Annotated in this window: 12 protein-coding genes; all 12 read right to left on the bottom strand. The window is 53.8% G+C overall.

The window, feature by feature from the left end; genetic code table 11:
- Window positions 1-11: 11 nt before the first annotated feature.
- The 12 genes from dnaG to cdd all read right to left on the bottom strand — a co-directional run bounded on the left by dnaG (window position 12) and on the right by cdd (window position 12488).
- Window positions 12-1856 carry a DNA primase gene (gene dnaG, locus L1F29_RS10225; RefSeq protein WP_258388212.1) on the bottom strand — a complete coding sequence of 615 codons (1845 nt, stop codon included), beginning with the start codon at window positions 1854-1856 and terminating at the stop codon, window positions 12-14.
- Between the two features lie 40 nt (window positions 1857-1896).
- Window positions 1897-2367, bottom strand: a complete 471-nt coding sequence (locus L1F29_RS10220) for a YaiI/YqxD family protein (protein ID WP_258389658.1) — start codon at window positions 2365-2367, stop codon at window positions 1897-1899.
- A 156-nt stretch (window positions 2368-2523) separates the two neighbouring features.
- Window positions 2524-3345 carry a pyruvate, water dikinase regulatory protein gene (locus tag L1F29_RS10215; RefSeq protein ID WP_258388211.1) on the bottom strand — a complete coding sequence of 274 codons (822 nt, stop codon included), beginning with the start codon at window positions 3343-3345 and terminating at the stop codon, window positions 2524-2526.
- A 75-nt stretch (window positions 3346-3420) separates the two neighbouring features.
- On the bottom strand, window positions 3421-5502 hold the full coding sequence (gene glyS, locus L1F29_RS10210) for a glycine--tRNA ligase subunit beta (RefSeq protein WP_258388210.1): 2082 nt from the start codon (window positions 5500-5502) through the stop codon (window positions 3421-3423).
- Complete coding sequence (glyQ, locus tag L1F29_RS10205) at window positions 5495-6382, bottom strand: glycine--tRNA ligase subunit alpha (protein ID WP_258388209.1); 888 nt, start codon at window positions 6380-6382, stop codon at window positions 5495-5497. The genes glyS and glyQ overlap by 8 nt, the downstream gene beginning before the upstream one ends.
- A gap of 401 nt (window positions 6383-6783) precedes the next feature.
- The gene (locus L1F29_RS10200; protein WP_258388208.1) at window positions 6784-7782 is read right to left on the bottom strand and encodes a Gfo/Idh/MocA family protein; all 999 of its coding nucleotides are present in this window, start codon (window positions 7780-7782) and stop codon (window positions 6784-6786) included.
- Between the two features lie 12 nt (window positions 7783-7794).
- Window positions 7795-8625: a sugar phosphate isomerase/epimerase family protein gene (locus L1F29_RS10195; RefSeq protein WP_258388207.1), complete on the bottom strand. Its 831-nt coding sequence runs from the start codon at window positions 8623-8625 to the stop codon at window positions 7795-7797.
- Between the two features lie 15 nt (window positions 8626-8640).
- Entirely contained in the window at window positions 8641-9723 is a 1083-nt protein-coding gene (locus L1F29_RS10190; protein ID WP_258388206.1) for a Gfo/Idh/MocA family protein, read from the bottom strand.
- Between the two features lie 308 nt (window positions 9724-10031).
- Window positions 10032-10805, bottom strand: a complete 774-nt coding sequence (gene recO / locus L1F29_RS10185; protein ID WP_258388205.1) for a DNA repair protein RecO — start codon at window positions 10803-10805, stop codon at window positions 10032-10034.
- A gap of 64 nt (window positions 10806-10869) precedes the next feature.
- On the bottom strand, window positions 10870-11028 hold the full coding sequence (locus L1F29_RS10180) for a YqzL family protein (RefSeq protein ID WP_258388204.1): 159 nt from the start codon (window positions 11026-11028) through the stop codon (window positions 10870-10872).
- Between the two features lie 106 nt (window positions 11029-11134).
- Window positions 11135-12046: a GTPase Era gene (gene era, locus L1F29_RS10175; protein WP_258388203.1), complete on the bottom strand. Its 912-nt coding sequence runs from the start codon at window positions 12044-12046 to the stop codon at window positions 11135-11137.
- Window positions 12030-12488: a cytidine deaminase gene (gene cdd, locus L1F29_RS10170; protein WP_258388202.1), complete on the bottom strand. Its 459-nt coding sequence runs from the start codon at window positions 12486-12488 to the stop codon at window positions 12030-12032. The genes era and cdd overlap by 17 nt, the downstream gene beginning before the upstream one ends.
- Between the last annotated feature and the right edge of the window lie 25 nt (window positions 12489-12513).

Raw genomic sequence — 12513 nt, 5'->3', positions numbered from 1 at the left:
CTCCCTCCTCCCTAGAAACGATCATCATGCCGATCTTTAAGCTGTCTCTCTAGGGCGATAATCTCACTTGCAATTTGTGCAGCCAACATCATGTCGCCGGATCGCTCTGCGCGCACCATTTTTTCTCTCTTTTGTTCGATTTCCCGAAATCTCGGCACTTTGCGTATTTCCCTGATGTACTCACCCAGCAGGTGCTCATCGAAAGGGAGCTCGTCGTCCGTCATCAAAATCGAAGCGGTTGTCCGCTCAAGACGATCGTCTTGGAGCGATGCGATAAACCGGCTGACATCCGGATCATGGCCTTGCGCATAATAAGCGTATAAATAAGCAGCAAGCGCTGCGTGATCCTCTACGTTAAAAGCATCCCCGAGCTGATCATGTACCATCTGCGCCGTCTCGCCGTCCTGCAGCATACGGGCGAGCAGTCTCCGCTCCGCCACTTGGTATGCCGGCAATATGGGAGGCGCCGAAGGCATACGACGGTTTTCATTCCTACCATTATTCCACGAATTATCGTTATTATCCCTTTGCGGTTTCGATTTATGTTTCTTCTCCCGGGCCAAATAACAGTCCTGCTTCAATGACTCCAGGGAGAGATCGACTTCGCGGGATAGCTCCTTCAGATAAAACTCGCGTTCCGTCGGGGAATCAAGCTCTGCAATGATACCCACGGCCTCGAGCGAGTAATTCTTCCGGCCCTCTTCTTCTAGGAGTATATGGTTTTTCTTGGCATATATTAGTTTAAATTTCACAGACGATACCGGATGCTCGATAATTTCTCGAATGAACGTTTGCGCTCCGTTGCGTTCGATAAATTCGTCGGGATCTATCCCCCTGGGCAGCACGGCAACCTGAGTCCGGAGCCCTGCCTTCTCAAGCAAGGGAATCGTCTTTAATGCCGCTTCCTGACCTGCGTTGTCCCCGTCATAACAGATGACGGCTTCCTCCACGTTGCGCTGCAGCATCGTGGCATGCTCTTCCGTCAAGGCCGTTCCCATAGAAGCAACGCCATTATGCACGCCTGCGCTCCATGCTTTGATAACATCCATGTATCCCTCGAACAGAACGACCCTTCTGCTCTTTCGCATGACGACCCGGGCTTGATGGAAGTTATAGAGGTTTCGGCTCTTGTTGAACAGCATCGTCTCCGGCGAATTGAGATATTTCGGCTGCCCTTCTCCGAGAATACGGCCGGCGAAAGCGATCACTTTGCCGTCCCGATTCCAGATCGGAAACATAATGCGGTCCCGAAAACGGTCGATATGACCGCTCCCGTCCTGCTTCGCAATAAGCAAGCCGCCTTTCTCCATCCGCTGCGCGTTAAATTCACGCTTCTCCAGAAAGCGCACGAGCATATCCCACTCCGGAGGCGCATAGCCGATCATGAATTGATCGATTTGCTTGTCTGTAATGCCTCTGGAACGCAAATAATTCATCGCTTCCTGTCCGTGCGTCGTATTCTTCAGCAAATAATGATAAAACTTAGCGGTCAGTTCATGTGCGGCAATCAGCTTCTCGCGTTCTCCGTCTTCGGCGGAAGATCGGCCGGAGGACGGCCCGCTGAAAGGGATTCCCGCGTCTTCGGCCATAAGACGGACGGCCTCCGGAAACGAATATTCTTCGATTTCCTCCACGAATTTAATGGCATTGCCGCCTTTCCCGCAGCCATAACAATAAAAAATTTGCTTTTCCGGCGTTACGGTGAATGATGGCGTCTTCTCCGAATGAAACGGACATAAGCCCTTCATATATTTGCCTTGCTTGGAAAGATGAACGTACTTACCGACTGTTTCTACAATGTCATGATGCCGAAGTACCGCTTCAATAACGGAATCCGGAATTTTATCGTAAGCCATCGACCTTCACCTTCATCCTAATGACACGTAATACTATTCGCTAATGTTCACGATTCTCCTGCCGACTGTTCAAAACTTTTGTCAGCTTTTGCTGAAAACAGACGCGATCCTCGCCGGTCATCGCTTTCGGACCTTTCGTCCTGCCCCCGCTGCGACGACGCTTGGCAAGCTCATGCCTGCGTTCCATCAAGAAATCAATATTGTCGTTGTCATACTGCTGGCCTCGCGGCGACAGCGCGATCGCCCCTTTGGCCAGCACGATCGTAGCCAGTCCAAAATCCTGGGTAATGACAATATCCCCTTTGGAAACATGGTTGGAGATATACAGATCTACAGACTGGTCGCTCCGATCTACTTGTATGACCTGCACGCCGTCCTCGGGCTGAAGATGATGATCGTACGAGGCAACCATCAGAACCGGGACGGACCATATGCGGGCTGCTTCGACAATTTCGCGTTTGACCGGACAAGCATCCGCATCGACAACGATGGAGATTTGAGTCGATTCGATTATAGATCACCGCATTTTCTGGTAAAGTACCGTACTATTATATACGGCATAAAACGAAAAAATCCTGCTTGTCAAGGGTCTATAAATAAAGTTTCTTTAAAAATTTACGGTCTTGCGATCCATGCTGTTCTTCCTGCTTGTTCGAGGTATTCGTTTCTAGCTTCTCCGGGTCACATGTTCCATAATCAGGCTGGCTGTCTCTTCAACCGCCTTGTGCGAGACATCGATCACGACACAGCCCAGCTTCTCCATGACATCCGATGCATACGTAAGCTCCTGCTCGATGCGGGATGTCGTCGCATAAGAGGCGCTGTCGGGCAGTCCAAGCGCCTTCAGCCTTTCCTTGCGGATCACGTTCAAGTAATGCACGCCGATCGTGAGGCCGATAATTTTATCCTTCCGCAGCTTGAACAGCTCGTCCGGCGGCTTCAGCTCCGGCATGAGCGGGACATTCGCCACCTTGAACTTCTTGTGGGCCAAATACATCGACAGCGGCGTCTTGGAGGTGCGGGACACGCCGACCAATACGATATCCGCCTTCAAAATTCCGGTCGTATCCCGCATGTCGTCGTATTTGACCGCGAACTCGACCGCTTCGACCTTGCGGAAGTAATCTTCATCCAGCGCGTGATTGAGACCGGGCTCTTGACGAGACTTGCGCCCGGTCTTCTCTTCCAGACTTGCTACAAGCGATCCGAGCAAATCGATGGTGACGACACCTTTTTCCTCCGCCAAACGGGATAATTCACTGCGAAGATTCGGCAGAACGAGCGTATACAGGAGGATCGCTCCCTGCGCCTTCGCCTGCTCGACCACGCGCAGGAGCGCATGTTCATCTTGGATGAACGGCGCTCTGCGAATATCGGCATGTATCGGATGGAATTGGGCGATCGCAGCCCTTACGACCAGTTCGCCGGTATCCCCCGCGGAATCCGAAACGACATAAATAATGACGTCTGTCTTTGCAGCGGCTGTCATAGGCTCATCCTCCTGAAATTTTCTGTAATGCCAGTCTACTTGAATCATTGTCGCGCAAATTGTCGAAAATCTGCGTTACCAAACCAATTTGGACAGATCGGCCAAACGTCCCGTAGACTCAGCTATTGCGGCCAAAGCGGCCAACCGGTTCGTACGTACGGCTTCGTCTTCAGCCATGACCATCACATGGTCGAAGTAGCCATTGATGATGTCCTTCAATCCGGATAGCTTCGCGATCGCGTCGGCCGCATCCCCATTCGCGATAGCGGCATCGATATCTGCGCTGACGGCCTGCCATGCCGCATGAAGATCTTTTTCCGCCTGCTCCGCGAACAGAGCCGGATCGACATGCTTCGAGGTTGCTTTTGCAGCCAGATTGCCGACCCGCGTAAGAGCGTCCACGACCAGCTTGAATTCGTCGCGGCGCTCGCCTGCGGCGGAAGCCGTAAGAGCGGCGGCCCGGTTAACGGTTTGACCCAGGTCGTTGTAGCCAGCCGCCATCACCGCATCGACAACATCATAACGGATGCCCTGCTCGGAGAGGACGTTCTTGACGCGAAGCGAGAAAAATTCATATAAATCTTTACGTATTTGCGATGCGTCGCGTTTCAAGGATCTTCCGCTATGCACATCGATCGCCAAATCGAACAATACGTCCAGCGGCAATTTCATGCCATGCGCCAGGATGATCTGCACGATACCCGCTGCTTGGCGGCGAAGGGCGTATGGATCCTGGGATCCGGTCGGTATAATGCCGATCGAGAAGCAGCCTACGATCGTATCGATCTTATCGGCCAAGCTGACGACGGCTCCGACGAGCGAGGCCGGCGCGCGATCGCCTGCGAATCGAGGCTGATAATGTTCATTGATGGCCTTCGCTACGACGTCGCGTTCGCCGGCTTTGCGGGCGTAATCTTCGCCCATAATGCCCTGAAGCTCCGGAAATTCGTAGACCATCTGGGTAACAAGGTCGAACTTGCAAATGGCTGCAGCGCGCGCAATCGCGTCTTCCGATCCCGAATCGGTGCCGAGCGCTTTGGCGAGCCTGCTTGCCGTGATCTGAATGCGGCGCACCTTATCGGCAACTGAGCCGAGCTCTTCATGGTATACGATCGTTTCCAGCTTCGCGAGCGCATCCGTTATCGCCAGCTTCTGATCTTCCTGATAGAAAAACTTCGCATCCGACAGACGCGCGCGAAGTACCTTCTCGTTCCCCTTGGCCACCTGCTCGATCGAGGTCCGGTCGCCGTTCCGGACGGTTACAAAGAACGGAAGCAGCTTGCCGCCGTCGTCCAGCACCGGGAAGTAACGCTGATGCTCACGCATGGAGGTAATCAGCACTTCTTGTGGAATGTTCAGGAAGGACGGATCGAATGTGCCGAACAGCACGCTCGGATATTCGACGAGGAAGAGAACCTCCTCAAGCAGATCCTCCTTCACGGCAATATGCCAGCCCTTCTCGGCTGCAAGTCCATTGATTTGCTCTACAATCTGGCGCTCGCGCTCCGTGACATCGACGATCACGTTTTGCTCGCGCAAGCGCTCCTCGTATAGCGATGGGCTGGCGATCTCGGTATCGGAGCCGAGAAACCGGTGTCCGCGCGACTGCTTGCCGCTAACGACATCTGTAATTTCCAGCGGAATGACATCGTCTCCGAACAGTGCGACAAGCCAGCGAATCGGCCGTACGAAGCGCAGCTCATGACTGCCCCACCGCATGTTTTTCGGGAATGACATGGATGTGATCAGCGATGTCAATCCTTCCGGCAGCACATCCATCGTTACGGTGCCGACGCTGCTTTTGTTGGCATAGATATACTCCACGCCGCCGAGTTCCTTGAAGAAGAACGCCTCCGGCTCGACTCCTTGGCTGCGCGCGAAGCCGAGCGCCGCTTTGCTCCAGTTCCCCTGCTCATCGAGGGCGATCTTGCGCGACGGCCCTTTAACCTCTTCGTTCAGATCGGTCTGCTTCTCTTCCACATCGCGAACCAGGACCGCGATCCGCCTGGGGGTTGCATAAGCTTTCACTTCGCCATGGGAAATACGGGCCGCTTCCAGCCATTTTTCCGTCTTATCCTTCAACTGATTCATCGCGCCGCGCACAAAACGGGCGGGAACCTCTTCCAAACCAATTTCGAGCAGCAGATCCTTAGCCATTCGCGCTCACTCCTTTTTTCAGCAGTGGGAATCCAAGCCGTTCGCGTTCCTCCAAATACGTCGCCGCACATGCGCGGGCCAAGTTGCGGACCCGCGTAATATACCCGGTTCGTTCCGTCACGCTGATCGCCCCGCGGGCATCCAGCAGATTGAACGCATGGGAACACTTGAGCACGTAGTCGTACGCAGGGAAGACGAGCTTGTTCTCCATCGTCTTCTTCGCTTCTTCCTCGTACATATTGAACAGCGAGAAGAGCATCGCTGCATCCGAAGTCTCGAACGTATACTTCGAATGCTCGAATTCCGGCTGGAGAAAGACATCGCCGTACGTAACGCCATCGACCCATTCCAGGTCAAACACATTTTCTTTCTCTTGAATGTAGGAAGCCAGCCGCTCCATACCATAGGTAATTTCAACCGCTACCGGATTGACGTCGATACCGCCAACCTGCTGGAAGTAAGTAAACTGCGTAATTTCCATGCCATCGAGCCATACTTCCCAGCCAAGCCCCCACGCGCCGAGCGTCGGCGCTTCCCAGTTGTCTTCGACAAACCGGATATCGTGATGCTGGGGATCCAGACCAAGGCGCTTCAAGCTTTCCAGATACAGCTCTTGAATGTTATCCGGCGATGGCTTGAGGATAACCTGGAACTGATGATGCTGGTACAGACGGTTCGGGTTCTCCCCATAGCGGCCGTCAGCCGGGCGGCGAGACGGTTCTACATAAGCCACATTCCACGGCTCGGGACCGATGGTCCGGAGGAATGTCATGGGATTCATCGTGCCTGCACCCTTCTCGACGTCGTAAGGCTGTACGAGAATGCAATTTTGTTCCGCCCAAAACTGCTGCAGCGTCAAAATCATGCCTTGAAAATTCATGGTTCACGTCTCCTTTAACTGAATAGGTCGATTCTTCGTCTCACCAGAGGTCGGGCTGACAGCATAAAAAAGCTCTCATCCCTACGTCTGCTGATACAGACATAGGGACGAGAGCGTATCTCCCGCGGTTCCACCCTACTTGGCTTCCCGATGCGCCGCTTAATGTGGCGAAGCGAAAAACCCGCTTTCTCACTGCCGAACTCCGGAGCGCCTTTCGATGATCTGTCCGCCCGGGCTTCCACTGTCCCCGGATCGCTAATGACGAGACATCCGATCATTTACTCTCTCCATCATTGTTCCATATCCATAATGGTTTATCATAGCCTGTTTCTAACGTTATGTCAATCATGTCCACTATCGATTGTCCGCATACGCAAACCATCTTTGAGGCTATAAATCGCTTACCTCTGGCTCGAAAGATGCTCCCTCAGCGACAGACTGGATTTCACAAGCTGAACAATCGCCGGTAGATCGATGCATCTCTGCGATTCTCCGCGGCAAGCCGCTGCCCATGCCGCCAGTTCGCCCGTTAAGGTATCGGGATTCGTTCTGCCGAAGGACTGCCTTCCATCCTTCGTGAAGACCTGTCCGTCGGCTTGGTCCTGCTGCACCCTGATTGCGCCATGCGTGCCGATAATTTCAATTTCATTAGAAGGATAGGGGTAGGATACATTGAACAAAACATCGAACGAGCCCAGCGTTCCTGAGGACATCCGGCAGACCGCCTTCAATACGTCCGCATGCGGACTCTCATGATCGACTGTTTTTCCGGCAAACCCATAGATTTGAACGATCTCCTGATCCGAAAACCAACGCAGCAGATCCAGGCAGTACCAGGCCAGAAAATGCTCAATTCCGCCTTCGGCCTCTTCGTAATACCAGCTTTTGGCCGGCCAGAACTTCAGCATGCCATGCTGATGCAGCACACGGATGGCGGTAGGCGCCCCAATGTCGCCATTCCGGACGCGTTCACGCGCTTGAATGAAGGCTGGTTCGAATCGCGCTGTCAATCCCGCCGATACGACCGTTGAAGAGCTCTTCGCGATGGATTCCAGCACCTGCAGCCCTTCGGCATGAACCGCAACGGGCTTCGAGGCAAACACATGGATGCCGCTCTCGGCCAGCTTCTTCATGATGCCCGGTATGGCGGTAGGACGTGTTGTGATGCAGACAGCATCGATTTTCTCTTTCTCCAGAAGTTCCTCCAGCTGCGAATAGACCGGAATATTGAATTTAGCGCCGAATTCCGCCGAAGTAAGCCCGGCATTGTTCACAATTTCATCTTCGCTTACACCCAAGGTCGTACAGCCTGCGACTTCGATCCCCGGGATGGACTGCAAGGCTCCCGTATACATCTGACTGAAGAAGAAGCTGTCTAACCCGGCAATGCCTACTCTCATCGTTATCGCCCCTTAATATCGTTTGTTCGATCGAATGGCGTGCGACAGATGCTTCATGGTGTAAGCCACTCCGCTCTCCGTCAAAGCGGGAAGATCCGCGCCCGGCGGAGGCTCTATTTCCAGATTATAAGGCAAATCGTCGGCTTCCGGGCAATGCTCGGTTAGAATATCGACGATTCCCCGAAAATCAACATCCCCTTCGCCAATGCCGCAGCCCTTCACTTTAATCCATTCCCCCTCGGTCAAGGGGCGGACCGTCATATCCTTTATATGGGTCGATATCGTGTAAGGAGCCAGCGCCATGGCGGCCGTGAGAGGATCTTCGGCAACCGAATAAGCATTGCCCGTATCCAGCTGCGCGCCAAGCGACGGATGATTGACCTGCTTGAACATCTGCACCAGATCGCTGCCCCGGTAATCGGCATGGTTCTCTACCGCAATCCGGACACCATACGGCTTCGCCGCCTCGCATAGATTGTGCAGTGCCGCCCCCATCCGATCCAGCTGCTGTGCAAGCGGCGGATCCTGCCTCCAGCGGTGATGCGTCGAGCAGGTCGGAATCCGCGTCACCTTCAAGGGCATGCAGATCGTCTCGACGAGCCGGACGAACCCGTCTGTCGGCTGTTTATCGGCATGTTCGATATAACGGTCGCCGAAGCCGATGATTAATTCTATGCCCGTGTCCTCGATGATCGCCTTCACTTCATTGAAGTAAACCGGATCATGGAGCGGCTCCGAACCGCATTGAAGCGCCATGATGCCTAGCTCCTGACAGCGGCGCAGCGCGCCGACGATGTCGTGATGGGGCAGTCCCATCGAATGAATAACGATACCCAGACGCATGTTGATCGCTCCTTTTTAAGCTTTGATTTGATCCTTCAGAAGCTCGAACAAGGGGTTGCGCTCCTCCGTCAGAGGAAGATAGACAATCTTCCTCTCTTCTGCGGACTGGAAGATGGCGACGATGACTTCTAACGCGGCCCGGCCCGACTGGGCATTCAGCAGATGGGGTTTCCCGTCCTCCAGCGTATGAATTAAATCCGTAACGACGCGCTCAATGGAATTGACCGACTTGAACGGCACCTTGAATCCTTCCTCTTGTCCCCCGCGATGAATACGGACAATCGGCCTGCCGTTTACAACGTCATCGCCATCGATTTCGATCCGTCCCGTCGTGCCGTGCAGCACGATCCGGTGATAGCCGGATGGCGCTACATAACTGCCCAGCGATTCGGCGTCACGGGCCGGGTATGCGGAGCGTGACCGTGAGAACCCGCCTGTCGTCAACGTTGCCCGCACGCCATTGTCGAAGCCGAACATAGCCAGAGATGCGGATTCATTGGGATGGCCGAAACGGAAGCTGCCGCCGGATGCATCAACCTGGCCGAAAACCCAGGAAATCGGATTATCGTTGTTGTAATACCGCAGCAGGTCGATGGAATGCGTTCCATCCACAAGCAAACTTGTCCAAGGATGGGCGTAGCATTCCATATGGTGCAGCTCTCCGATCTGCCCCTGGTCCAGAAGCTCTTTCGCCGCTGCGTATTGTGCGCCGTACCTGCGCTGATGTCCGATGATCAGCATCACATCATTCTCTTCGCAGATCGCCGCCATCTCATTGGCTTCCGCCATGGTGAGCGCCATCGGCTTCTCGCAATAGATCGCTTTGGGCTTATAAGCAGCCAGCTCCATCGTGATCGAATGGTGCAGATGATGATGCGTGCACACGCTTACTAAATCAGGACGGATCTGCTCCATCATTTCTTTATAGTCCGTAAAGACATGAGGAACGTTGAATTGCTCCGAGAAGGCGATCGCAGATTCCATGAAAATATCCGCGCAAGCTACTACCTCGCACCGCCCTGTGTCTGCATACCCTTGCGCATGCGCTCTGGCGATGCCTCCGCAGCCGACGACGGCTGCCGTATACGTGATGCTCATCGATATCACTCCCACCCTTTTTTTGTTAAATCCGGCAAATGGATAGTAAAAAAAGTATGTCGATTCAGATCAGGCTTTCCATGATTAACGCTCTTCGAACAGAACCGGCTCCACCAACGAGAATGCTGTCCAGGCATCGTCCTCCCCCTATGTATAGTCGCAACACCTTCACTATATCTGTTCGTTTATGAATTTGGAGTGAATTTCCTTCCCAACCCTTACTCTCATGAGAGAACGTATTCGTATGTATAGAAACAACAAAAAAACCAAGCCCGTTATAGGGCTTGGCTGGTACGCCATCTATGCGATTATTCCGGTTTACCCCGTTCGGGGGGCGCTGCCGCATACTTATCGAGCTGGTCCAGAAAAGCGCGCGATTTCAACGGAAGCCCGATATGCGCATCCATCAGCTGCCGCATAACAGCCTTCAGCTGTTTCTTCGTTTCATCCTTGACTTGAATACTGCCAAGACGGCGCAAATCCATCTTTCGGAATACGCGCAGCAGCTTCAACGCGCTATCGCTAAGCGGTATGGACGACGGATCGCGGTGCGTACAGCGGCTGCACAGGACGCCGCCCGACCTGGCGCTGAGCCGCATCGAGCCGGCAGCGTTATCGCAAACCGTGCATGCGTCAAATTCGGGACCGTATCCCGCGATCTGAAGCATCTTCATTTCGTAGAGCTGAATAATAATGTCCGGATCCTTGCCTTCCGACAAAGCCGTCAGACACGCCTTCAGCTGTTCAAAAATAAATCCGCTCGCTTCCTCCTCATGGAGCAGGCGGTCCGTCAGCTCGGCTGCGTATGAAGCATAGGCGACAAGCTCCAGCTGTTCACGCAAAACATGGTGAGATTCAATGATCTCACCATGCGTCAATGTGCCTAATCCGCTATTTCGAAAAAAAAGATACTCGCCATGCGTGAACAGATGGGCTAGCGACCCGTGTCGGCTTTTCAATTTTTTGGCGCCGCGTATAATGATGCCTACCTTACCGTGCGTGCTCGTAAGCAGCGTCACGATCTTGTTGCCTTCCCCGTAATCCATACTCCGGATAACAATGCCTTCGACCCGGTATTGCATCTCAATCTCCCCTTACCCGCGGGAATGCTGTACATCCAGCACTTCCCGCCAGCTGCGCGGCCGGTTACAACGGAACATCCTCCCCGTCGGGGTCAGCCGCTCCATAGCCTTCTTCACCGTCCTGCATCGTATCGGAAACAGCGATTTGATCCATTTCCTTATACAGCAAGAAGGCGTCCACATCCCCGGTCAGCGTAAAATACTTCCACGAAAAATCTCGCACCCGTATTCATCCCCTTCCACCACTGACGAAATGATATCAGAGATAGGATGCGGAATTCCGTTCACTCCTATGCCAAGCATAAACGGGCATTCTGCCTAGAATATGGTTAATCGTTCCGGAAGCCGAGATCCTTCAAGGTCCGTTCATGGTTCCGCCAGTCCTTCTTCACTTTGACCCAAAGCTCCAGGAAGCAGCGCGAGCCGAGCAGCAGCTCGATATCGCGGCGCGCCTGCTTGCCTACTTCCTTGAGCAGAGCCCCCTGCTTGCCGATCACAATCCCCTTCTGAGAATCGCGTTCGACATAGATGACGGCCCCGATATAGACAACGCCGTTCTCCTTCACGCGCATATCCTCAATTGCAACCGCGATCGAATGCGGCACCTCTTCACGGGTTAGATGCAATATTTTCTCGCGGACCAGCTCGGCGCAGACGAATTGCTCCGGATGATCGGTCACTTGATCGGCCGGGTAGTATTGCGGCCCCTCCGGCAAATAGCCGGTAAGCACGTCGAGCAATGTCTGAATGTTGTTCCCTTTCAAGGCCGAAATCGGGATAACCTCACTGAAATCATGCAGCTCTTTATACTGCACGATCAGCGGCAGAAGCTCCTCGGGATGAACCTTATCGATTTTGTTCATGATGAGGAACACCGGCGTATTCACTTTCTTCAGCTGCTCAATGATGTAGCGGTCTCCGCCCCCTAGCCCTTCCGATACGTCGATGAGAAACAATGCCGCATCGACTTCTCCCAGCGTGCCAACAGCCGACTGGTTCATGAAATCGCCGAGCTTGTGCTGTGGCTTATGAATGCCGGGCGTGTCCAAGAAAACGATCTGCGCATCGTCTGTCGTGTATACGCCGTGGATTTTGTTGCGGGTCGTCTGCGGTTTGTCCGACATGATCGCAATCTTCTGTCCAATCATCTCGTTGATCAAGGTCGACTTGCCTACGTTAGGGCGGCCGACAATCGCTACGAATCCGGAGCGATAGGGTTGTTTCTTATTCGTTTGACTCATGGTGCTCAGCAGTTCCCCTTCCTTCACGCAATGAAAAGGCGCCCGGCAGCAGCTCCGATACGGTCGAAATGCGCCAGTCGCCGTGTAAATTCCCCATAATAACCGGCATGTCCGGTTTACATAGCTCGATCATGACCTGTCTGCATACGCCGCATGGCGTGATCGGCTCGTTCGTATCGCCAATAACCGCGATCGCCGAGAATGAACCCGGCTGCCGGCCGTCCGCAATGGCACGGAAGAATGCCGTCCGCTCCGCACAGTTGGTCGGGCCGTAAGCGCCATTCTCTACATTGCAGCCGTAATGCACCTGGCCGCTGTCATCCAGAAGCGCAGCCCCCACCTGAAAGCCGGAATAGGGCGCATAGGCGCGCTTGCGTGCCATTGCCGCCTCTGCGAGCAGCGCTTGCCATTCTTCCGGCAGCCGTTGTTGTGTTTCATTCATCGCGCTCGACTCCTCCTTGATGCAA

This window comes from Paenibacillus spongiae (assembly GCF_024734895.1).
GTDB lineage: Bacteria > Bacillota > Bacilli > Paenibacillales > Paenibacillaceae > Paenibacillus_Z > Paenibacillus_Z spongiae.
Note: the sequence above shows the minus strand (reverse complement) of the source record. Positions and strands in the feature narration are given on the sequence as shown.

Coding starts and splice junctions, on each gene's coding strand:
- dnaG (WP_258388212.1), bottom strand. CDS start 1,856: ATGGCTTACGATAAAATTCCGGATTCCGTTATTGAAGCGGTACTTCGG.
- L1F29_RS10215 (WP_258388211.1), bottom strand. CDS start 3,345: ATGACAGCCGCTGCAAAGACAGACGTCATTATTTATGTCGTTTCGGAT.
- glyS (WP_258388210.1), bottom strand. CDS start 5,502: ATGGCTAAGGATCTGCTGCTCGAAATTGGTTTGGAAGAGGTTCCCGCC.
- glyQ (WP_258388209.1), bottom strand. CDS start 6,382: ATGAATTTTCAAGGCATGATTTTGACGCTGCAGCAGTTTTGGGCGGAA.
- L1F29_RS10200 (WP_258388208.1), bottom strand. CDS start 7,782: ATGAGAGTAGGCATTGCCGGGTTAGACAGCTTCTTCTTCAGTCAGATG.
- L1F29_RS10195 (WP_258388207.1), bottom strand. CDS start 8,625: ATGCGTCTGGGTATCGTTATTCATTCGATGGGACTGCCCCATCACGAC.
- L1F29_RS10190 (WP_258388206.1), bottom strand. CDS start 9,723: ATGAGCATCACGTATACGGCAGCCGTCGTCGGCTGCGGAGGCATCGCC.
- recO (WP_258388205.1), bottom strand. CDS start 10,805: ATGCAATACCGGGTCGAAGGCATTGTTATCCGGAGTATGGATTACGGG.
- era (WP_258388203.1), bottom strand. CDS start 12,046: ATGAGTCAAACGAATAAGAAACAACCCTATCGCTCCGGATTCGTAGCG.
- cdd (WP_258388202.1), bottom strand. CDS start 12,488: ATGAATGAAACACAACAACGGCTGCCGGAAGAATGGCAAGCGCTGCTC.